We start from the raw sequence: 22,031 nt of genomic DNA, 5'->3' as shown, positions 1-22,031 counted from the left end.
TAGCCTTCGGGCTGCCGGGGTTTTCTCCGCGCCGGATTGTTATCCGACTGTCGTTACGACCCGGCGGAAGATCCAGTGCTTGTAGAGAAAAAAGTTCCAGACTGTCATCAGTGCGGTCGAGAGCACCTTACCGACCTGATAACCGAGACCAATCTGTTCAGATCCCGCAACGATGAGGCTGGCTGCGACAGTGTTGAAAGCTACTGCGGCAAGGTACTTCACAGCGCTGGGTCCAAGGCCGGTTGTGGCTTTGAAGGCGTACCGGCGCTGCAAGGCGTAGTTGGCTACCAGGCTCGTGAGGAAAGCGGCGGGCGTTGCGATGATCAGCCCCAGGTCTAGTACCTCGTGAAGCAGAACGAGGAGTCCGAAGTCGATCAAGAAGGACAGGCCGCCAACGAACAAGAACCTCAGTGCCTCGCCGCGTCGACTGGCCTGCACTGATTGGCCCGCGCCTCCGCCGTCGGCTCGCTGCGGGCTGTCATGTTCCATTCAGATTCTTCCTCGTGCTCAATCCTCGGCTGGTGTCGGCGATGCTTTCGAGGGGTCTTGCAGTCGGAAGCAACAACGCTGGGGGCTCGTCCGATGTTATCAGCCGGTGATCAGCGGTTCCTTGTTGGCCGCCGTCGCGCCCAACCCCCGGAGACATATCCCTCGAGCAGCAACCCCTAGACTAGATCAGGCTGCTTCTCCTAGGCCATGCCGGGGAGTGTTACTCAGCGGACTCATAGAATGCGAAGGACCCGAACGAGCCTGCTGTCTCAGTAGGGGCTCAGGAACGAAACCGAGATGGGGAAATGGTTCGAAGTAACGTACTCGTCATCATGCCAGCATGGAATGAGCAGGAGACGGTCGGCAATACGGTCCGCGAGGTCCTCGGACAGGAGCAGGGGTACGACGTGCTCGTGGTCGACGACGGATGCACAGATCGCACCAGCATCGAGGCGCTCCGGGCCGGCGCTCGTGTCCTTCGCCTCCCATTCAACATGGGTGTGGGCGGTGCGATGCGCGCGGGCTTCAAATACGCCAGGGAACATGGATATCCATCGGTCATCCAGGTCGATGCCGACGGGCAGCACGACCCTCGGGACATCGCGAAGGTACTGGAGGGCCTTGATCATGCGGACATCGCGATCGGTGCTCGTTTCGCGGACACGGGAACTTATCGTGTGAGCGGACCTCGTCGGTGGGCAATGATCTTCCTCGCGAAGGTCATCTCACGGCTCGCGCGAACAACCCTTACCGACGTCACCTCGGGGTTCAGGGCAGCCAACAGCCGAGCGATCAGTCAATACATCGATCACTATCCCGCCGAATACCTCGGCGACACCATCGATTCACTGGTTGTGGCCATTCGATCGGGCTGTACGGTCCATCAGGTCCCTGTCGCGATGCGTCAACGTCAGGGCGGACAGCCCAGCCACAATCCTGCAAAATCGGCTCTCTACCTGATGAGGTCCGTGCTGGCCCTGTTCCTGGCGCTTACACGGCGCCGGTCACACATACTGCCGAAAGAGGAAATGGCATGATCGCCCAGATTGCACCGTTCGCCTTCGCCCTCATCATGGTCGGCATCGTGCTTGAAATGCTGCGGCGAAAGACATTGCGCGAAAAGTACGCCGTGCTCTGGTTGGTCGTGGGGACGGGCTCCCTGATCCTTGGTGGATTTCCACGACTCCTCGAGGTTTCGTCAGAAGTCCTGGGGGTCGAAGTGCCCTCGAATCTACTGTTCGCGATCGGCCTGGTCTTCCTCGTGGGAGTATGCCTCCATCTGTCCTGGGAGCTCTCCCTCGTCGAGGACGAAACCCGGGTACTGGCCGAAGAGGTAGCTCTCCTGCGCGCCGCCGTCGAGGACCTACAGTCGTCGAACGGGACCACGGTGGTGCGGGACGGCCGTGAGGGCGGAAACCCGCAGCCCTGACACCAGACGCAGACTCAGGATAGCTACCGAGCCGAACTGATCAAGCGACGGGCGCCGCGGTCCTGCTCTCGCGCCCGACGAGGTCGATGAGGTACTGGCCGTACCCGCTCTTGAGGAAGGACTGTGCGCCGGCGGTTACTTCGTCGTCCGACAGGAACCCCTGACGCCACGCGATCTCCTCGGGCACGCCGATCTTGAGGCCCTGCCGGTGCTCGATGGTCCGGACGAAGTTCGCGGCGTCGTTGAGCGAGTCGAAGGTACCCGTATCCAACCATGCCGTCCCTCGCGGCAGCACCTCCACCCTCAGTTTCCCGGCCTCGAGGTAGGTGCGATTGATATCGGTGATCTCGAGTTCACCCCGTGCCGACGGCTTGAGCGCCTTGGCGATACCAATTACGTCGTTGTCATAAAAATAGAGCCCCGGCACGGCGTAGTTGCTCCGCGGGACTGCGGGCTTTTCCTCGAGAGATACGGCTTTGAAGTCGTCGTCGAATTCGACCACCCCGTATTCCCGCGGGTCACTGACGTAATAACCGAAAATCGCGCCGCCATCGAGATCGGCGAAACGGCGAAGCTTCGTCCCCATCCCCGGTCCGTAGAAGATGTTGTCACCGAGCACCAGGGCGACATTCTCCTGCCCGATATGCTCCTCCCCCAAAATGAAGGCCTGCGCGAGTCCCTCGGGCTTCGGCTGCGTCATGTAGGACAGGTTGGCGCCGAACCGCGAGCCGTCGCCCAGGAGGAACTTGAACTGATCGGCGTCCCTCGGCGTCGTGATGATCAGGATGTCGCGGACACCCGCCAGCAGGAGCGTGGACAGCGGGTAGTAAATCATTGGCTTGTCGTAGACAGGAACGAGCTGCTTGCTGACGCCGAGTGTGACTGGGTGCAGTCTCGAGCCGGTTCCACCGGCCAAAATTATTCCACGCATAGACTCCATGATCGTCTGTGGCGGGCGTCGATCAAAATTCGGCGCAATTTCCGGGCGGAGACGCGAAGAACGTTAACCATCTACCGAATACAAGAATACGGAATTGCCCGCCCACTGCAGTCGTGACTTGGCCTCGAGACACGGCAGGTCCAGCTCGGTGGCGGATGCGATGACGGCGACTGCGGGGAGCGCGTTCGCGAGTTCGCATGGATCGATCGAGACGTAGGTGACATCGAAGCCGTTCGTCGTGATCTCGGCCGGTCCGTCACTCTTCCAGCTGAAGGAGATGTAGCCACCGCCCCGGTTCCAAGCTTCTTCGGACGTGTTCTCCGGATCAAGCGCCCGCCATACCTCCTTGTCCGGCCCGGACCGCTGCAGCCCGGAAAGCGTCGGCACGCCATTCGCGAGCATGACGGTATCGAAGGAACCGGAATTCGACACCCACACGTCCCCTTCCCGACGTGCCTGGTCACCTGCGTCCCGAAGCTCCGTAGCCGTCTGCGAGTCGCGGAGGTCACCAAGACCGACGAGCACGGGGTTCGCCCGGTAGACGGGAATGAGCGCGAGGAGCAGGACGACGGCGGTGACCCACCGGCGGTCGCCGTACCGGACGACGAGGAAAGCGCAAGCCCCTGTCGCCAGGGACCCGACCACGATGCCGGTCAAACTGAGGTCCGGCAGGTAGTTCGCCTGCAACCGCGACCCTGCGTACGCCGTGACGGCCCCCACGACGATGCCGGACACGAGGGCAGGCCGCAGCCTGTTGGCTTCGACGAGCCTGGAGATGAGCAAGACCAGTCCGATCACTCCGAGGACTCCCACCACCTGTGCGGCCCGGATGGGGGTCACACGGTTGAGCAGCGGGACGAGCTCTCCGATCGCACCCCAGTTGGCACTGGCCCACAGGAGGGCGACGAAGCCGCTCACGAGGATGGTCGCCGTCGCGGCGACGTCGCGCCGATGGATCACGAAGCGGGCGCCGGCGAGGAGGATGACGACGACGCAGAACGACGAAGTGTACGCAGTCCCCAGCTCACTCTGGTTAAGGAACAGTGGCGGGACATCGTCCTGCATCACCCCGAGGAGTGGTGCTCCGAACAACAGTTCCACGTCCTGCGCCTCACCCGTGGACCGACGACTGCCGGGGTACACGGTGGTCAGGAGTGCAGTGAGTCCCGCGCGGTTCTCGAGGAGCATGCCGACCCCGAAGACAGCTGCCACGGCGCCGGTCCCGGCGACCGAGAGCCAGCGCTGTCGCCACGGGGTGGGTCGGGTCAGCACGTGGATCACAGAGGCAAGTAGCACGGGCACTCCGAGCAGGAGGGACCACGGCGTGTAGAAGGACGGTAGCCCGGCGATGAGGATGCCGCCGAAGAGGGCTGCGGCGGCGGCCGGCAGGTTCTTCCGCCGGTCGAGGAGGTCGTGCGCCTTTATCATGAGGTAGCATCCGGCGACGGTGTAGGAGATTAACGCAACGGGCATGAGGGACCACCAGGCAGATGCCGGGGCCAGGAAGATGAGCCCTGCCGCCAGGTAGCCGAGGTGCCGCTTCCCGCCCAGTGCCGTGATCCAGCGCGGCAGGGCGAGGAACAGCACGAGACTCGGCAGCCACCAATGCGCCGCGAAGACCATCGCGTCGGGGACGAATGCCGCGGTCCGCAGCAGCGTGCCATCGAAGAAGACGAACGACTCGAAGAAGCCGCCTGAGGTAAACCGGTGGACGACGTCGGCCTGCGCGCCGAGGAGGCTCAGGGTCGGAGCCCCACCCGTGGCGATGACCGACAGGGCGATCGGAGAGTACGCGTTGTACTCGTCGGATCTGATCGAATTCGCCTCGCCGAACTGCAGGCCCAGCGGCTGGGACGGGTCCTGGCGCAGGTGGTCGATGCCGATGGACGAGGTGGTGACGCCGAGCAGGACCAGTAAAACGTAGGAGACGACAACGGCACCCGTCGCGAGACGGTCGGACCCCGGTCGCAGGAAACGTTCGATCGGCGAAAGGCGGGCCACGCCCGCTCGCGCCGACGACCCGGGCAGCTTGGCCTGCGTCACGCGGTACCGCCCTGCGCACTCTCCGCCCTCGGACTCCGTACCTTGAGCTTCATGTAGAAGGCACGACGGGCCAACGCGTTCAAGTGCGCGAGGACCGATCCTCTGAGCACGTCACCCCTGCTGACGTCGGTAGGCCGCGAGGCTGCCAGTTCGGAATAGAGTCGCTTCGCTTCCGTCGCCTGGGAGCGCATGAGACGGACGCTCCACTGCCCTGCACTCACGCGGAAGCTGGCCAAGCTGGCCTCCATGCAGAACACGTCCCCGTGGTCGAGCACGTGCATGTAGGACGCGACGTCCAGCATGTAGGAGTGAGTATCGTCCCATCCCCGCTCCAGCAGCGCGTGCCGACGGACGAGGACGCACGCGGGCTCACCGAATGGATTGGTACCGCTGCGAACGGTCTCACGAACGGCGACGCCCGCGGAGATCACACCGCGCATCCCGGCAAGTCCCCTGCTCCCCAGCACGACCTCACCGGCGTCGTCGACGATGTCCCTCCTCGCTGCGACCATCACGCAGCCTGGGTATGCGACAGCTGCCTCGACCTGTGCCGCGACGCAATCAGGGCGTAGGAGATCGTCACCGCACACTAGTTTGACGTACTCCCCGCGTGCCTCCTGGGTGACCCGGTTCCAGTTTGCCGGCGCACCGCCGCCGCGCGGAGTGGGCGACAGGACACGCACGCGCGGATCCGCCGAGAACTCGTCGATCGCCGCGGCAGTCCCGTCCGTCGAGGAATGGTCCGCGATGATGATCTCCACGTTCTCGTAGGTCTGCGCCGTGACGGAGCGCAATGTCTCGCGGATGTGGTCTTCGTTGTTGAACGCGGGAATGACGATCGATACAAGCGGATTCATAGAGCTTTCTTCTGGTCGGCGGCCACGGCTGCAGCGTCGCCTTCGGGAGGGGGACGACGGAATGAGAAGTACTTGTGACCGAAGTAATTGATGAAGACCGTGCAGCAGGTGATGACGATCTGGGACGGGATCCTCGGATAGCCGAGGATGTCGGCGATCAGGAACAGCAGCGCCATGTTGATCAGGAGGGATGTGAGATTCACGAGCGCGAAGCGGCCGAGATCGAGCAGCACGTGACCCTTGACCCTGAAGACGAGCTTCCGGTAGACGAAGAAGACCGCGACCAAGGAGATGAGCCATGCCGCGGACAGCACCACGGGCGACGAGACGTACTGGCCAAAGGTCAGCTCGAGTGCAACGAAGAGCAGCGTGCTCAACACCGTATTGACGCCGCCAACAACGAGGAACGCCACCTTCTGGTTCTTGATCAGCCGCAGGAGGATCCCGGGCTCGCCGACCACGATCCCCCGCGGCGACTCGTCCGCTCCCATCGCCTTATCTGGCGCGACCGGGCTGGCCGCCGAGGGCTTGGCGTCCTCCACGTTCACCTGCTCTCCCGCTCGGCGGCCGGTTCCCGGCGCGAAGCGGAGCGGCGGCGACCCGCCAGGACACCAGCCAGAAGTCCCCCGAGGACGCCCCACAGTACCGACGCACCGATGGCGACCCACATCAGGGGTACGAGGACATTCCAGGCAGGAGGCTCGAAGGACACGGTGACGACCTGCCCCTCGGACTCAGGTCCGACGTCGACGGTCAAAAGGTACCCTCTCGTCGAATCTCCGATTGAGCCGTTCGACACCGAGTAGCCCGGCCAGTCGAGCCGGCTGAGGACGACGGATCCGCCGTCGGCTCCCGTGCGCGTAACCTCGAAGGACACCTTCTCCTCGCCGTTGGAGATGACCTCGACCTCCGTTCCCGCCGAGGTGGCGACTGGCTCGCCCACCGCACCCTCGACGTCGTCGCGGACCCACGTCGCGGAGTTCTCGGTGCGATCGACCTCAGTCCAACCGGCCGGAGCGACGCGGCTACGCAGGATCGCGCCGTCGCTGTCCTGAGGCTCGCGCAGGATCTGGATGGTGTCGACGTCGAGCAGCTCGGCCACGGTCTTGCCGGTCGCCTCGTCGACCGACAGCAGCTTGAATATCGCTCCCGCGCAGGTCCAGCCGTGGCTCGTCATGCACAGATCTTCGGAGTAGGCCGTGTACATGATGGGGCTGTAGAGGTTGTGCACGGGTTTGTCCGCAAGATACCAGCTGTTTGACACGAGGGTCTCGTCCCACACCTGCTCGCCGAGCTGCGCCGGCTCCCCGACCACAAAGATGGATCCTTTCGAATCCGGCAGGACGTCGTCGTAGGCGCCGGGCTCGGCAGGGAGCTGGAAGTCGGGCAGCGGCGCCGCAGGGAAATACTTCTTCTGGGCCACAGCGGTCGCGAGGCAGAACACGACGGCAATCAGAGCGGCGATGCGCAGCCCATGACGCCGCAGGACCGGTCGGTCGACGAACAGGGCGAGTAGGACCAGCAGGATGGCGAGACCCGCGAGCCCGCTGAACAGGACATGCAGGCGGACGAAATCCGGGTTCTGGCTCCATGCCAGGTAGGCGGAGAAACCGAGCGCGAGGATCACCGCACCCACCCTGAGCCGGGTGAGGCGGGAAACGAGCACGGTTGACATCAGCACCGCGAACACGATGAGGACCGACATCGCGAAATATGGCATGAGGCGCACCGGGAACCGCAGCGGACCCAGGTCACTGGGCGCGAGCGTCAGCAGGAGGGAGGCCGCACCGAAAACAAGCAGCGCCGCGGCCGGCCTGAGCTGCGCAACGGTGGGCCGGGTCAGTAGGAGCAGAGGCAGGAACCAGGCGATGTAGAGGACGGGCACGGGGGCGAAGGCCCCCCACCAGCCGGTGATCTGGGGCAGGCTGCTGGGGATCGGCGAGCTAACCAGGCCGGTGATGTCGATGCCCAGAAAGCCACTGTTGCCGATCACCGTTCCCCGGGCGGTCACGGGCGCGGTGGCCACACCGGGGAAGTACACGGTGAGCGCGAACGCGCCGCACAGCGCTCCCGCGGCGATCAGGCGCAGGGCACCCTTCCCTGTCCTCAGCAGCAGCGCCTCGGCCAGGAGGGCGATGAAGAGAATCACCAGCATGATGGTCCCGTGCACGTAACCGATGGTGATGAGGAGGTACGCGGGAATGAGTGCGGAGAGTGGGTTGCCGCCGTCGGCAAGGCGTTTCAATCCCCACCAGCACCATGGCAGGAGGGCGAAGACCATCAGACCGGTGACCCATGACGGTCCGTCCATATACGTGGTAAAGCCGGTCAACGTCGTCGCGACACCGGCGACCGCCGACCACTCCGGCGTCGCTCGGTAGGTACGGCAGACGTTGAAGACCCCTAGCGCCAGGATCACGAGGAAGACGATCTTGACGATCGACGAGAACAGCACGGCACTCATCCCGGTGCTCGCACCGAGCCCGATCGCCATGATCATCAGGTTCCAGATGCCCCATTGACCCTCAGCGGCGTAGTTGCCGGCCGCCCAGCCCTCGATGCTGAATAGGGGCCAGTCGCCGGCACGCAGCTTTTCGCCAATTTCCACCCAGATCCCGTAGGCGCCGGCCTGGGTGTCATCGAAGAAGTAGAACCGTCGGTTGAAGAGAAGCGGTATGAGGGCTGCGACGATGGTCGCCACCGCGGTCAGCAAGGGCCATAGAAGGGTGGACTTCTGCCGCCGGCCGCGTTCCTCCGCCACTGATGCACCGAGCGAGGGCACGCGGCGCTCCTCCTTCATAGGGGGTCCTAGTACCTGCATCGGCCTTCGTCATCCTTCGTCCGGGGCGCTTGAAGATCGGCGCGCCGTCGGCGCAGCATGCTTCTGTCAAGCCATCGACAGCCTACTAGGCTAGCAGGCCGGCGACCCGGGATCGTGCCGTGGCGGTGGGTCCGCAGGCGCGCCCGCACGACCCCGCTTGGTATGCTCGATCAGTCCAATACCCCCAAGGAGAACCCCTGTGAAGCCGGTAACGCTCTCGGTCGTCGTTCCGATGTACAACGAGGAGGACGTGCTCGAACCATTGTTCAGCCGTCTGCGACCGGTCCTCGACGGCCTTGGCGTGCCCTACGAGGTCGTCTGCGTCGATGACGGCAGCCGTGACTCCACGGCCCGGCTCGTCCAGGTCTTCCAACAGGGATGGAACGAGCTTCGTCTCATCCGACTCCTGCGCAACAGCGGTCACCAGGCCGCGATCACTGCCGGGATGACGTCCGCCGAGGGCGCCTACGTGGTCACCATCGACGCGGATCTCCAGGATCCCCCCGAGGCTATCGCGGCGATGCTCGCAACGGCGGTCAACCAGGGCGTCGACGTCGTCTACGGCGTCCGATCCGACCGTTCGACGGATTCCTTCTTCAAGCGGAATACCGCCGCCGGCTACTACTGGCTGATGCGCAAGGTGGCCGGTCCGCACGTACCGTCCAACGCCGGCGACTTCCGGCTCGTGAGCCGGCGGGTGCTGGACGCCGTCAATGACCTTCCACAGGAAGGACGCGTCTATCGCCTCATCATCCCGTGGTTCGGGTTCCCGAGTGCCACGGTGACCTACGAACGGGAACGCCGGGTGGCGGGAACGTCCAAGTACCCGGTGGCGAAGATGATCCTGCTCACCACAGAGAGCATCGTCACCTTCTCCGGCGGTCCGCTGCGATTCGCCACTTGGCTCGGCGTCCTCAGCGCGCTGCTATGCGTGCTGGTAGGCGTCTTCGTCTTCTTCGGAGTCCTCACGGGGCAGACCGTGCCTGGCTGGGCATCCACGGTCCTGATCGTGGGCGCGATCGGCGCGATCCAGCTGTTCTGCCTCGGCATCCTCGGCGAATACATCGGCAGAATCTTCTCGGGCACGCTCAATCGTCCGCTGTACCTAATCGGCTACGACAGCAGGAAGGCCGCCGAACACTTGCCTATCCAGCGCGCGAAGGACGACGCCGCCTAGTCGTTTCCGGGCGACGACGGATCGCTGCAGGCCGGCCCCCGCCGTCGGGCGGCGGGTGCGGACGAGCTGTCAGCTCCGACGACCTGTCAGCTCCTAAGGCGTGCGACGACGTCGGCGACGTCGCCGTCCATGACGACCTGGCCGTGCTCCAGAAGGACACCCCGCTTGCACACCCTCGACACGAGATCCAGGTCATGGCTCACCACCACGAGAGTCTTGCCTGCAGCACCGAGTTCCTTGATCTTCGCCAGGCACTTCTTCTGGAACGGCTCGTCCCCGACGGCCAGGATCTCATCGATGAGGAAGATCTCGGGGTCGGTATGGATGGCGACGGAAAAAGCGAGGCGGAGGTACATGCCGGAAGAGTAGAACTTCACCTCGGTGTCGATGAACTGCCCGATTTCGGAGAAGTCGAGGATGCTCTCGAAGCGCTCGTTGATCTGGTCCTCCGTCATCCCCAGGATGGCCCCGTTCAGATACACGTTGTCGCGGCCGCTGAGGTCCGGGTGGAACCCGGCGCCGACCTCGATCAGGCCCGCCACTCTCCCCCGTGTCTGCACCGTGCCGCTGTCGGGCAGCATGACGCCCGAGATGTGCTTCAGCAGGGTCGACTTGCCGGAGCCGTTCAGACCCAGCAACGCGACGGCCTCCCCCTGCTCGACCTGCAGGGAGACACCGTTGAGGGCGTGAAACTTTTGGGCGAGGTCGCCCTTGCGACCCTTCACGATCCACACGAAGGCTTCCTTGATGGATCGGGTATGCCGGAGCACGAACTGCTTGGAGATCGACTGTACGTCGACTGCGATGGCCACTGGTCCTACAACTCCTGTGCGAATCGGCCCTCAAGGCGCCGGAAGGTGAATTGTCCTGCGAGGATCACCACGAGGGCGATGCCCAGACCTATCGGCGTCCAGACGTCGAGCAGGTTCGGCGGAACCACCAACAGCGGGTCGGTACGCGGACTGCTCGTCGTCGGCATCCAGAAGGCGAAGTGGAACAGCTCAACGGCGATCGTGAGCGGGTTCGTCTGGTAAATCGTGTGCAGCACCTGCGCGGTGCCGGCGCCGAAGGCGTCGAACAAGCCGTCGCGCACCATGACCCACGAGTAGAGGACGGGCGAAGCCCACGTGGCGATCATGAGTAGCATGTCGACGAAGTTCTCGGAATCGCGGAAGTAGACGTTCGCCGCACCGAAGAACAGACCGAGACCTACCGCCAGCAGCGTGACGATCGTAAATCCGACCACCGCCGCTGCTATCTGCACGAACCCTGGAGACCATCCGCCGATGAAGCAGGCGACCAGCAGCACGAGCAGTTGCGGCACGAAATGAACAGCAGAGACCCAGACGGACGCAATCGGGAAGAGTTCGCGTGGAAGGTAGATCTTCTTGATCAGCCCGCCGTTGCCCACGATCGAGCGCGCCGCGTTGCCGAGCGCCTCGTTGAAGTAGTTGATGAGAACGATGCCCGAGAACAGGTAGATCGGGTAGTTCTCGGTGTTCCGGTTCATGCCGAGGAAGATTCCGAGCGCAAACCAGAACACGACGAACTGCACGCCCGGTTTCACATAGGACCAAAGGAGACCAAGGACGGAGCCCCGGTACCGTACCTTCAGTTCCTTCGCGACTAGCAGGCGCAGGAGATACCGCGAACGGAGGACATCCCGCAGGCCGCCGCCGAAGCCCGGCGTGGTCAGCTCAGCACCGGCCACGTCACTGGCTCTTTGACGAGTGGGACTCAAAGGTCTTCTTCCATGACTCGAAGGAGGTGATGTCTTCCAGCGCGTCGCGGTACTGCTCGCGCAAGCTGGGCCAGCGGCGGAGGATCTCCGCATTGAGACGCGCCGCCTCGGTCAGGAGCTCGCGCATCTCGCGGGGGTCGCGCCTGTACCAGGATGCCCCCGTCCCTTCGGCATTGGACACGATCGCGCTGTCGTACTGGGACATGCGCCACCATTTGTTGTCCTGATGCGCGATGAACGCCTGCGGCCGCTTCTGGCTCGCGGAGGAGATGGGTGCACTGAGTTGCCGGACGATCGTCTTGACCGCCCACGGAACCAGGGTCGTGTAGGACGGGGCCTTGAAGCCCTGTCCGCGGCGTGGCGGCTTGTCCATCTTCGGGGTGGGGAAGGAATCCGGGTCCGACTCGAACTGTGCGTCCGGGTAGTCCTTGGCCATGGCCCTGATCTCCGGCAGTTTCGTGTCGAGGATCTCGTGAAGCTGGTCCGGCCCCTTCAGCACATCCCGCATCGCCATCACGCGCCCGCGCGCCGTGTGGTACTGCATGGAGACCAGGTGCTTGATGTCCGAGTAGCCGGATTCCCGCACCACGCGGCCGCCCCGCTCGTACGGACTGTGGAGCAGGGCCGCAACGATCCGGTTCCGCGTGTGGAAGTAGGCCTGCCACCCGACCATGTCGTCCTTGTCGATCCAGGATACGTGCCACACGGCCGCTCCGGGCATGGACACCGTAGGGTATCCCGCCTTCTTGGCGCGAAGGCCGTATTCGGCGTCGTCCCACTTGATGAAGATCGGCAGCGACAGCCCGATGTCCCGGATCACCTTCGTGGGGATCAGGCACATCCACCAGCCGTTGTAGTCGACGTCGATGCGCCGGTGCAGCCAGGGCGTGTGACGGAGGTTGGCGCGCGCGAAGTCATGTCCGAGGACCTGCTCCGCGACGGGCTGGTCCGGCTGGAACCGATAGGGATTCACGATTTCGCCGAATGTGTGCAGGACCGTCCGGTTGTAGAGGTCGAACATGTGCCCGCCGACGATAGTCGGGGTCTTGCAATGCGTCGCGAAGGACAGGAGGCGCGGGATGCTTTCGGGCTCCACCACGACGTCGTCGTCGAGGAGCAGCACGAAGTCGCTGCCGTTCTCGACCGCCTCGTACATGCCGCGGGCGAATCCGCCCGACCCGCCAAGGTTGTCCTGGTCGATGATGCGCAGCTTGTCGCCGAGCTGCTGCCTGACCGCGTCGAAGCCCGGCTGCGCGGCCACCTTCTGGGTGCCCTGGTCCACGATCAGGATCTCCTGCACGTCCTTGATGGCGCCAGGATTGCCTGCGAGGATTCGCAGGTTGTTCAGGCAGAAGTCCGGCTTGTTGAGGGTCGTGATCTCCAGGGTGATGCTGCCTCGTGGCGGCTCCTCACCGCCGGCAAGCCAGTTCGCCTCCTCGAGGACGAGGGGGTCACTACCGGCGACGAGATCGAACCAGTACCATCCTCCGTCGCCGAAGGGCTGGAGGGAGAGGTCGAAGGAACTGGTCGTCGTGCCGTCGACCCGCGCGGTCTCCACGTGCTGCAGTGACCCGCGAGCATTCGACTTGTACACGGTGACGACGCCGGATCCCTCGGTTCGGACCTGCAGCCGGATTTCGCGGAGATTCGTCCACCGGCGCCAGTAGCTCGCAGGAAAAGCATTGAAGTAGGTGCCGAAGGACACGCGCTCGCCAGGTCGGACGGACGTCGACCGGCGGGACCGGAAGTCCTCGACATGCAGCTCCCGGGTGGAATCGGCCGTGGTACCCGCCGGCGAACTCACGGCGGTTCCGTCGGTCGTGTTCAGCTGGATACCGAAAGCACTTCCGGTGTCGACATACAGCCCCGCCGTGTCCATCTGGCTCTGCTGGGGCAGGATGATGCGCTGAAGCTCGTGCCACTGCCGGCTCTCGCCGTCGGCCTGGTCCCGGGCCGTCATAACCGTTGCGTTCTGCGTCATGCGTCTACTCCGCCGCTCTCGAGCTTCTGTCCGCCCGTGAAGTGCGGCGTGATCTTGTTGTCGAACATTGACAGGGCGGATCCGATCGCCATATGCATGTCGAGGTACTTGTACGTGCCGAGCCGCCCACCGAACAATACGGACTTCTCTCCCTGAGCGAGATCCCGGTAAGCGAGAAGCTTTGCGCGGTCCTCCGAGGTGTTGATGGGGTAGTACGGCTCGTCCTCCTTCTCCGCGAAACGGGAATATTCCCGCATGATCACGGTCGCATCCTTCGTGTAATCGCGCTCCGGATGGAAGTGGCGGAACTCATGGATGCGCGTGAAGGCCGCGTCCTCGTCCGGGTAATTCATCACCGAGCAACCCTGGAAGTCCTCGATCGGCAGCACTTCCTCCTCAAGGTCGATAGTGCGCCAGGAGAGATTACCCTCAGCGAAGTCGAAGTACCGGTCCACCGGGCCTGTATACACCACGGGCACCTGACCGAGGGTCGTCGACCGCGAGTACTCGTGGCCCTCGTCGAAAAAGTCCGTGTTGAGGTGGACATCAATGTTCGGGTGGTCGGCCATCCGCTCGATCCACGCGGTGTACCCGTTGACGGGCAGTCCCTCGTATTTGTCGTTGAAGTACCGGTTGTCATAGGTGTACCGGACGGGGAGCCGCGAAATGATCTCCGCGGGTAGGTCCTTGGGATCCGTCTGCCACTGCTTGCCCGTGTAGTACTTGATGAACGCCTCGTACAGGGGCCGTCCGATGAGCTGGATCCCCTTATCGTTCAGGTTCTGCGGATCCGTCCCGGCGAGTTCTCCGGCCTGCTCCTGAATGAGTGCGCGGGCTTCGGCCGGCCCCAGAGCGGTGCGGAAAAACTGATTGATCGTTCCGAGGTTGATTGGCATCGGATAAACCTCGCCCTTATGCCGGGTGTAGACCTTGTGGACGTAGCTCGTGAACTCGGTGAAGTTGTGGACGTAATCCCAAACGCGCTCGTTCGAGGTGTGGAACAGGTGGGCACCGTAGCGGTGCACCTCGATGCCCGTTCGGGCCTCCTTCTCGCTGTACGCATTGCCCCCTATGTGGTGGCGGCGGTCGAGGACTGCCACTCTGAGGCCGAGTTGGCTTGCGGCCCGCTCGGCAATGGTCAGCCCGAAGAAGCCCGAACCGACGACGACTAGATCTACGCTCAAAATATCTCCTGGAGTGGTCTCGACTCCCAATTATGCCGTAGAGCGCCGCTTCGCATGGACCGGCGCAGCACGGCACAGAGCTAAACAGGCTCCGCTCACTGAGGCTCAGAGGCTTGTGGCGGCATCAAACTGGTCCGTAAACGCCAGCATCATGGACTTCATATGTGCCAGAGAGGTAATCAGTGACTCACACGTCCCGACCCCTCAGCACGGCCGGCGCGCAGTCCTGCACTTCGGGCCATGATCCCGATCCTTGCCGGTGGCTTCACTACGTGATGCGACTGCCTGCCATGCGATGTGATGATCAGCACTCGTCGTTGCAGAGAACGGTTACCATCCGGTCGCGGCAATCAGCTGCTCGTAGAAGTAGGGGCTCAACGTCTGCGCGTATGTAGCAGTCAAATGATTATCGTCCAAGTAGACGCGCACATTACCGATGACGGACGGGCATGTGCCACCAGAACAGATGTATTCATTGAGGTCCATTGTTGCGAGACCGGGCGTGGCTGCTGCCAGCTGCTCGATCGGGGAGACCTCGCTCATGTCCCGAATCTCATCCTCGGGAACGTTGCACTCCTCGGCTGATTCTCCGTGCTCCTCGACGCATTCCATCATGTTGCGATCGAAACGTGGATTGTCTCTAATCGCCACCATTGGAACTCCCTGAGCCATTAACGCCATCGCTCCCTGCGTGAATCCGCCAGCAAGCAGCTCGTAGGGCGGTTCAGGTATCGAGTAGGTCCCCGTGGTGAACACGAGATCTGGATCGATATCGAGTATGTAGTCAGTCGCCTGTGCATTCCGCTCGTTGCAGTCTTCGCTTACTTGCTCCACGTAGCCGACGTACTGACAACCCCCCTTGATAAGGGCCACCAACGCCCAGTTGTTCTGTTCGGCCAGAGGCTTCATCGCGGCCAGCCACTGCTGAACGTGACTGTTTCCTACTGCGACGATTGTCCGAACCGGATCCTCTTGATCCACGATGACTGAGCACCCTAAACCCTGCAGGGAGGGCGCATCAGTCGAGAATCGGTCAATACATGGAGTCAGAATGTTGGCGTAATCTCGGCTCGCAGAGCTGACCGCGGGGATCAGGGGGGCATCGGTGTCGGCTTGGTCGACATAGCCGACTTCGAAGATGCTCGCTCCCGGATTGTTTCGGTCCACCTGCGAAGCGATTTGCTCGGCTTCAATCTGTAGTCCTCGCTGCCATCCGGTCAGGGGTGCGGCAACCAGCGCGACACACACGGCCAGCACGATCACAGCGCGCCGACGACGACGGTCAGCCCATGCCAGTGCCCTCATCGGTCGCTCGACGAAGCGCATCGTCAGGTAGGCCAGGACAAGCGAGACCGCGATTACGATCAGGCCGCCCACGAGGCCCGGCGACGCCCTGTCCTGCCAGATCAGTGCCAGCACCAGAACAGGCCAGTGCCACAGGTACAGCGCGTAGGACAGGTCGCCTACCCGCACCAAGGGCTTCGAGGACAGAAAACGGTCGACGCCGAAGGGGCTCGCGGTCTGCCCCGCGATGATCACGAGCGCGGCGGCAAGGAGTGGCCAGAGCGCCACGTATCCCGGGAACTGACCCTGGACGTCGAGCAGGAAGCCACCGCTGAGCATTGCCGCAAGACCCACCCAACCGGCCACGACCTTCAAGAAGCGTGGCAGGCGGATGAAAGGAAGAGCCAGCGCGAGCAAGGTGCCGACGGCGAATTCCCATAGCCGGGCGCGCGTGTCGAAGTAGGCATACGCCTGGTTCGTGGAGGTCTCCCAGACGGAGAAGGAGAGTGAGCCCAGGAACAGCGCGCCGAACACGAGCAGGACGACGCCGCGGAACTTCAGCTGGAAGCGGCGCGCCAGCAGGGCGCTGGCGAGAAACAGCAACGGCCACAGGATGAAGACCTGGCCCTGGACGGAGAGGGACCAGAAATGTTGCAGAGGACTTGCGAGGCTGTGGTCATCGGCGTAATAGTCGACGGCGTTGGAAGCCAGGATCCAGTTCTGCGCGTAGAAGAGCGAAGCCCATGCCTGCTCGATGATGTCCTGCCACCGGGACTGCGGAACCAGCAGGTAGGTCGCTCCGAGGGTCGCCAGAATGACGACGACGACGGCGGGTAGAAGCCGCTTGAACTGGTGCAACCAGTGCCGAGCGAGATCGAGCGGCTTCCCCGACTCGACCTTGCGGAGGAAGGACAGGGCCAGGAGGAAGGCGGAGATCAGCAGGAAGACGTCGACGCCGCCGGAAACCCGTCCGAACCACACGTGGTACGTCACGACCATCAGCACGGCCAGAGCGCGCAGTCCCTGCACTTCGGGTCTGAAACCCCGATCTGCGGCAATGACTCCACTACGTGGAGCAACCACACGACTCGATTCAACGACCGCCATAAGAAGCTTTCTGGGTAGACACGTTGACTGATTCTACCGGGAACATCTGCCAGGGCCCGGCAGGTGGGTCGGGTCACCGCGCACGCTGCGGTACCCGCGGTCACCGCGCCGGACGTTGTCCACATACCTCAGCCACCGAGCCCGCTCACCCGCGATCCGCTCTAGCCTCGAACCCAGTCATCACTTCTGGAGGCATCTGTGGATCTGCACGTCACGCTCGCCTCCGCACCCCCGGTGGCCTTCCCTGTGCGGGAGATCGTCGTCGACACCACCACGATCCCTACCGGCGCGGCCTTGGTCGAACGGCTGCAGGTGGCCGGCTACCCCGGCCCCTTCACGGTCGACGGGACGCCGCTGGGCGCTATAACTCCATACGGCACTGCTTTCCCGCCGGGCTCGGTCATCGTGTCGGGTGAGCCTGAGCGCCCCTCCAAGCGGACACGGCTCCCCCATCTGGTGTTCGTGGTCCACTCCGGACCCGACGCCGGCCAAGTGGTTCCGCTGACGCGCGGTAGTTACACCATCGGTCGTGCCTCGAACGACATCATCGTTTCCGATCCAGGACTCTCCCGCGACCACGCGCTTCTGACGGTAGGTGAGGACTCGATACTCATCGAAGACCTCGGATCGGTGAACGGTTCGTTCGTCGATGGTGAGGCGATCACCGAAGCGTCGATCAGCGTCTCATCCTGCCTTCGGTTCGGAGTCAGCCGATGCAGTGTCGCACTGGTCGACGAGCAGGGCTGGATGCCAGGAGTACCGCAGGAGATCCTCGAACCCGTGCCTGTAGGTTTCGAGTTACCGAAGCGGCCCTCGAAGATCCTCGTGCTCACAGCCCTCCTCCCGTTGGTGCTCGGCGTCGTCCTCGCGTTGACGACCGGTATGTGGTTCTTTTTGGCTTTCAGTGGCCTGTCGGCGGTCACCGGACTCGTTCCCCTCCTTACCTATCGCCGCAATTTCATCGGCTTCACCGCAGCTCTGAAGGACTCTGCTGAGCACGATCGATGCCGACGCACGGTGGCAACGCCCGATCCCGGGCAATCCGCTTTGGATGCTCTTCGCACTGCGGACCAGCCGTCCCCGGCGGACACTCCGACAGGACAGCCTCGGCCGGACGTGATCCTCCTCCGGCTCGGCACAGCCCACCAGCCTGCGTGCGTGTCCGTCGAGCGGGCCGACAATACGTTTGCACCTCCGCTCCTTCGTGATGTGCCCCTCCTTCTGTGCAGCCCGCCCTCAGAACGCGGTGGAACCACCGCGTTCACCGTCGCGGGCGAACCCGACGCGGTGCGGGGGCTCATGCGTGCGCTGCTGCTTCAGACCGCTCATCCTCGCTCGGGAACACCGCGCGTGGTGTGCTGGGGAGCGGCGTACGATCTCCCCCACCACGCCCGGTTCCTGCCGAACGTCCTTCTCACGCATGACCCCGACGTGCTCGCGCAGCTCGCCCATCAGGCAGGGGTGCTCCTCGTCTTCCACGTGTCGGACGATGTCCCGGAACTCGTCGGAGCGTCGACGGTGGTTGCGGTGCGTTTCCTGCCAGGAGATCGGGCGACCCCTGGACCGTCAGCGAGCATCGCGACGGGGGAAGAGTCCTGCCTGATGATCAGCGCCGATACCGCCCTGGTGCGTTTCGACGGAATCGAGTACGAGGCCATCCCTGATGGAGTTTCGGAGAGGACATTCGAGCGCACAGCACGCGCCCTGGCACGTACAGCCGTCAAGACCTCGCCCTCTACCCACCGCCGGAACGACGCGGCTGCTGGGGCCGCGCCCTACAGCCTTCCCCCCGCATCCGCGTCGATGTGGTCGGGAGACTTCTGTCCGGACACGCTACGCAGCCTTGTTCCGGACCAGTGGGCACATGCTGACCCCGAGCGTCCGACGGCGCACCTGGGCCGATCGGCGGCCGGGCCCCTGTCGATCGACCTCGTCAAGGACGGGCCTCACCTCGTGGTGGCCGGCACCACAGGCTCAGGAAAGTCGGAGTTCCTCAGGACCCTTGTGCTCGGTCTCGCTCTGAACCAGCCACCGGAACACCTGACGTTCCTTCTGATCGACTACAAGGGCGGGTCCGGGCTCGGCGCGCTCGCGTCACTTCCGCACAGCGTAGGTACTCTGACCGACCTGTCCTCCGAATCGACAGCTCGGGCCCTCACCTCTCTCCGCGCCGAGTTGCGACGAAGGGAGGCACTGTGCGCCGCATCCAGCGCGGATGACCTCGACGCGCTGCGTCGCGTGTCCCCGTCCTCCTGCCCTCCGCGACTGGTAGTCGTTATCGACGAGTTCAGAATCCTGAGTGATGATGTGCCGACGGCGGTTTCCGACCTCATGAAGATGGCGGCACTTGGTCGCTCCCTGGGCGTCCATCTGGTGCTGGCGACACAGAGAGTGCAGGGAGCGGTCACTCCGGACCTGCGTACGAACATCACATCGTCGATTCTCCTGCGGGTCCAGACCGCGATGGAATCGCACGACCTGTTGGGTTCCGGCGTGGCGGCCGACATACCGGTCGATTCTCCGGGAAGGGCCTATCTGCGTCGCGGCGCAGAGGTGCCGATCGCCTTCCAGATCGCCACCTCGTCGAGTCTGCCTGTCCCCACTGACACGCCTGGGTGGCAGGACTTCGCCACTTACCTCGGTGCGCAGTCGTCGTCGGTGTCCCATCGGAGCGACACGTATCGGGTCGATCCCCACTCGGCTTCCCATGAAGGCTCGAACCCCGTAGCACTTCCTATCGGATCCATGACTACAGAGACCGCGCCAGGATCGGGATCGAAGGGCAACGTCCTCGAGCGGGCGGTGGCAGCACTCGTCGATGTCGCCGGCGGTTCTGGCGTCGACCGACCACGCCGTCCCGTTCTGGCACCCCTGCCCGCACTTCTCACGTCCACGGCTTGTCGTGCATTCCCGCCGGTCTCCGCGCCAGGCATCGGGGGCGCGTCCTCCTCGCATAGCCCGGCAATCGCCCTCGGCGTGATCGATCTGCCAGAGCGCCAGGACCAGAGGAGCCTGGATTGGCATCCTGGTGAGCACTCCCACCTGGCTCTGGTCGGTCTACCCGGGAGCGGTGCGGCCGAAGCAGTGGCCACCGTGATCAAGGGCCTGCCTGCAGCCGATCCCGACATTCACCTGTACCTACTCGACGGGGACGGGACCCTGGCGGACTGTGCAGCGGGACCACACGTCGGGGCATACGTCGAAGCCGGTGAGTCCAAACGGGCCGCGCGTGTCCTCGAGCGGTTGGCAGCGCTGCCAGCTCGACGGTCCGACCGAACAACGTGCATCGTCCTGGCTGTCACGGGCTGGGGACGATGGTGCAGCCAATTCCGGCAGGGTCGCCTGGCGCGTGCGGAAGAGGACCTGCACGCGCTCATCCGTGACGGTGCCGGCTGCGGGGTGACCGTCCTCATCGACGGCGACCGTGAATTGACCGCGTCACGGTTTTTCGCCCTGATCCCGAATCGGATATATCTTCCCCTCGGGGCACATCAGGAGACCACGATGACATGGCCGAAGCTACCGCCTGTAGACGCCGCGATCGGCCGGGGCTTTGCTCAAGGCCCTGTCACGGGCGCCTGGGGCGACGGAATCTGTCAGCTCGTCATCAGCTCCTCAGCCGGGGACGAACTGGTGATCGCCCCCGCCCTTTCGCCCTTTCCCGTCTACCCCCTGCCCCGGTCTGTCAGCGCCGACGAGTTTCAGGCCGCTATGTCAGGACTCGGTGCCCCCAGCCTGGACGGGATGACACTTCCCCTGGGCCTGCACGGCGACGATCTGCTGCCCTATTGCGTCGCGCTCCGTAGTGGCGAGGTCTTCCTCCTCCTGGGGCACGCGGCGTCAGGGCGGACGAACGCGCTGAGCGTGCTCCGAAACTCGGCCGCTCGTCTGCTGCCTCGCCCGAACCTGCTGGCACCGCCGAATGATGATTCGGTGTCGGAGGCCACGACGTACTGGCGTGGGGTGTCCGATAACCCGTCCGGCGCCGAACTGCAGAGCTGCCTTCTCCTGGTGGACGACGCCGACCAGCTGCCGGCCGACGTGCAGCAGAAGCTGTCGGGGCTCGTCGCCCGGGGAGCTGCTGCGGTATTGGCAGCTGCGCCCAGCGCCTCGCTGATGACGCGCGTGCCCCTGTCGCTGCAGGCCCGAGGGACGGGGCGCGGCCTCATCCTTTCCCCTCGGTCGTCGGCGGACGGTGACTTTTTCGGGGTGCGGCTGGACCTTGACGCGGCCGGGATACCCGGCCGCGGACATGCCTGCGGGCCATTCGGCGTGAAGGAGGTGCAGATCGCACGTGCTCCTTGTGACGTGGGCGGATCGTCGACCGCGATCCACGCACTGCAGCCGATTCCTACAGCATTCTCTCGGGGGCGGCCGTCCGCACCGTGAACTCGAGCACCCGCTTCGAGAACAGCAGGACGATCACGACGGCAGCAGGAACCATGAGCAGGAAGCCGACGATCGGGTTCCCCGACGAGAAGTAGGGAAACGAGAGGATAACAAGGAACAGCTGGACCACGAGGGATGGCGAACGCGGCCACCTGAAGCCGCCCGCGAGCTTCACCGCCAATGCGCCCAGACCTGCGGCCACCAACAGCAAAAGCACCGCCATGAAGACCGAACCACCGACCGAGACAGGCTCCGCCCTGAAGACCGTGACCACCGATGCTGCTGCAAGCAGCGCGAGCGCCACCGATTCGAGCCCCAGGATAGCGGCGATGACGAGGACGCCCCGCGGGCGCTGGGGATGCTGGGTGACAGGATCAGGGACCACTCTCGAACCCTACCCGACTGCCCAACGGCGTCACGTGCCGGTTCAGGATGACGGTTGTGCTGTGACACAACCCTCACCCTGCTTGCCAATTAGACCTGTAAAACCCTTGTTTACCGGTGGGTAACGTGACAGCCTTAAAAGCAGTGCAAATCGGGGGGCCGAGATCGGCCCCCTTTACTATGAGCCCCCTCGTGAACGTTTTCA

16 protein-coding genes are annotated in these 22,031 nt (G+C 64.0%); 4 read left to right on the top strand and 12 right to left on the bottom strand.

Features of this window, described 5'->3' with window-relative positions; genetic code table 11:
• Nucleotides 1-39 precede the first annotated feature (39 nt).
• Entirely contained in the window at nucleotides 40-489 is a 450-nt protein-coding gene (locus RCH21_RS01250; protein ID WP_120149306.1) for a GtrA family protein, read from the bottom strand.
• Between the two features lie 332 nt (nucleotides 490-821).
• Here RCH21_RS01250 and RCH21_RS01245 point away from each other — a divergent pair, with 332 nt between their 5' ends.
• Both RCH21_RS01245 and RCH21_RS01240 read left to right on the top strand, forming a co-directional pair.
• Nucleotides 822-1,526, top strand: a complete 705-nt coding sequence (locus RCH21_RS01245; protein WP_120149527.1) for a glycosyltransferase family 2 protein — start codon at nucleotides 822-824, stop codon at nucleotides 1,524-1,526.
• Nucleotides 1,523-1,918, top strand: a complete 396-nt coding sequence (locus RCH21_RS01240) for a DUF2304 domain-containing protein (RefSeq protein WP_326962878.1) — start codon at nucleotides 1,523-1,525, stop codon at nucleotides 1,916-1,918. Before RCH21_RS01245 ends, RCH21_RS01240 begins: the two co-directional genes overlap by 4 nt.
• 40 nt (nucleotides 1,919-1,958) lie before the next feature.
• On the opposite strand, the gene rfbA is transcribed toward RCH21_RS01240, so the two are convergent.
• The 5 genes from rfbA to RCH21_RS01215 all read right to left on the bottom strand — a co-directional run bounded on the left by rfbA (nucleotide 1,959) and on the right by RCH21_RS01215 (nucleotide 8,558).
• Nucleotides 1,959-2,849: a glucose-1-phosphate thymidylyltransferase RfbA gene (gene rfbA, locus RCH21_RS01235; RefSeq protein WP_326962877.1), complete on the bottom strand. Its 891-nt coding sequence runs from the start codon at nucleotides 2,847-2,849 to the stop codon at nucleotides 1,959-1,961.
• A gap of 72 nt (nucleotides 2,850-2,921) precedes the next feature.
• Nucleotides 2,922-4,901 (bottom strand): DUF7657 domain-containing protein, encoded by a 1,980-nt coding sequence (locus RCH21_RS01230; protein ID WP_326962876.1) that lies wholly within the window; start codon nucleotides 4,899-4,901, stop codon nucleotides 2,922-2,924.
• Entirely contained in the window at nucleotides 4,898-5,758 is an 861-nt protein-coding gene (locus RCH21_RS01225; protein WP_120149310.1) for a glycosyltransferase family 2 protein, read from the bottom strand. Before RCH21_RS01225 ends, RCH21_RS01230 begins: the two co-directional genes overlap by 4 nt.
• The gene (locus RCH21_RS01220; protein WP_326962875.1) at nucleotides 5,755-6,306 is read right to left on the bottom strand and encodes a GtrA family protein; all 552 of its coding nucleotides are present in this window, start codon (nucleotides 6,304-6,306) and stop codon (nucleotides 5,755-5,757) included. The genes RCH21_RS01225 and RCH21_RS01220 overlap by 4 nt, the downstream gene beginning before the upstream one ends.
• A complete protein-coding gene (locus RCH21_RS01215; RefSeq protein ID WP_326962874.1) occupies nucleotides 6,303-8,558 on the bottom strand; it encodes a hypothetical protein in 2,256 nt (751 codons plus the stop codon). Before RCH21_RS01215 ends, RCH21_RS01220 begins: the two co-directional genes overlap by 4 nt.
• A gap of 220 nt (nucleotides 8,559-8,778) precedes the next feature.
• On the opposite strand from RCH21_RS01215, the gene RCH21_RS01210 reads away from it, so the two are divergent.
• On the top strand, nucleotides 8,779-9,756 hold the full coding sequence (locus RCH21_RS01210) for a glycosyltransferase family 2 protein (protein WP_235830719.1): 978 nt from the start codon (nucleotides 8,779-8,781) through the stop codon (nucleotides 9,754-9,756).
• 86 nt (nucleotides 9,757-9,842) lie between these two features.
• Here RCH21_RS01210 and RCH21_RS01205 read toward each other — a convergent pair whose 3' ends face one another.
• The 5 genes from RCH21_RS01205 to RCH21_RS01185 form a co-directional block, all read right to left on the bottom strand.
• Nucleotides 9,843-10,568, bottom strand: a complete 726-nt coding sequence (locus RCH21_RS01205; RefSeq protein ID WP_120149312.1) for an ABC transporter ATP-binding protein — start codon at nucleotides 10,566-10,568, stop codon at nucleotides 9,843-9,845.
• Nucleotides 10,569-10,573: 5 nt separating this feature from the next.
• Nucleotides 10,574-11,467, bottom strand: coding sequence for an ABC transporter permease (locus tag RCH21_RS01200; protein WP_120149313.1), 894 nt, complete (start codon nucleotides 11,465-11,467; stop codon nucleotides 10,574-10,576).
• Between the two features lies 1 nt (nucleotide 11,468).
• The gene (locus tag RCH21_RS01195; protein WP_326962873.1) at nucleotides 11,469-13,478 is read right to left on the bottom strand and encodes a glycosyltransferase; all 2,010 of its coding nucleotides are present in this window, start codon (nucleotides 13,476-13,478) and stop codon (nucleotides 11,469-11,471) included.
• The gene (gene glf, locus RCH21_RS01190; RefSeq protein ID WP_326962872.1) at nucleotides 13,475-14,662 is read right to left on the bottom strand and encodes a UDP-galactopyranose mutase; all 1,188 of its coding nucleotides are present in this window, start codon (nucleotides 14,660-14,662) and stop codon (nucleotides 13,475-13,477) included. Before glf ends, RCH21_RS01195 begins: the two co-directional genes overlap by 4 nt.
• A 330-nt stretch (nucleotides 14,663-14,992) precedes the next feature.
• Nucleotides 14,993-17,053, bottom strand: coding sequence for an acyltransferase family protein (locus RCH21_RS01185; RefSeq protein WP_326962871.1), 2,061 nt, complete (start codon nucleotides 17,051-17,053; stop codon nucleotides 14,993-14,995).
• A gap of 198 nt (nucleotides 17,054-17,251) precedes the next feature.
• On the opposite strand from RCH21_RS01185, the gene RCH21_RS01180 reads away from it, so the two are divergent.
• Nucleotides 17,252-21,442, top strand: coding sequence for an FtsK/SpoIIIE domain-containing protein (locus tag RCH21_RS01180; protein WP_326962870.1), 4,191 nt, complete (start codon nucleotides 17,252-17,254; stop codon nucleotides 21,440-21,442).
• Here the strand turns inward: RCH21_RS01180 and RCH21_RS01175 are convergent.
• A complete protein-coding gene (locus tag RCH21_RS01175) occupies nucleotides 21,405-21,827 on the bottom strand; it encodes a hypothetical protein (RefSeq protein WP_326962869.1) in 423 nt (140 codons plus the stop codon). The two genes, RCH21_RS01180 and RCH21_RS01175, sit on opposite strands and share 38 nt — an antisense overlap.
• Between the last annotated feature and the right edge of the window lie 204 nt (nucleotides 21,828-22,031).

The organism is Arthrobacter sp. PL16 (genome assembly GCF_035985055.1).
GTDB lineage: Bacteria > Actinomycetota > Actinomycetes > Actinomycetales > Micrococcaceae > Arthrobacter_D > Arthrobacter_D cheniae.
This window is presented reverse-complemented; position numbering and strand designations above follow the sequence as displayed.

Coding starts and splice junctions, on each gene's coding strand:
- RCH21_RS01250 (WP_120149306.1), bottom strand. CDS start 489: ATGGAACATGACAGCCCGCAGCGAGCCGACGGCGGAGGCGCGGGCCAA.
- RCH21_RS01245 (WP_120149527.1), top strand. CDS start 822: ATGCCAGCATGGAATGAGCAGGAGACGGTCGGCAATACGGTCCGCGAG.
- RCH21_RS01240 (WP_326962878.1), top strand. CDS start 1,523: ATGATCGCCCAGATTGCACCGTTCGCCTTCGCCCTCATCATGGTCGGC.
- rfbA (WP_326962877.1), bottom strand. CDS start 2,849: ATGCGTGGAATAATTTTGGCCGGTGGAACCGGCTCGAGACTGCACCCA.
- RCH21_RS01225 (WP_120149310.1), bottom strand. CDS start 5,758: ATGAATCCGCTTGTATCGATCGTCATTCCCGCGTTCAACAACGAAGAC.
- RCH21_RS01215 (WP_326962874.1), bottom strand. CDS start 8,558: ATGAAGGAGGAGCGCCGCGTGCCCTCGCTCGGTGCATCAGTGGCGGAG.
- RCH21_RS01195 (WP_326962873.1), bottom strand. CDS start 13,478: ATGACGCAGAACGCAACGGTTATGACGGCCCGGGACCAGGCCGACGGC.
- RCH21_RS01185 (WP_326962871.1), bottom strand. CDS start 17,053: ATGGCGGTCGTTGAATCGAGTCGTGTGGTTGCTCCACGTAGTGGAGTC.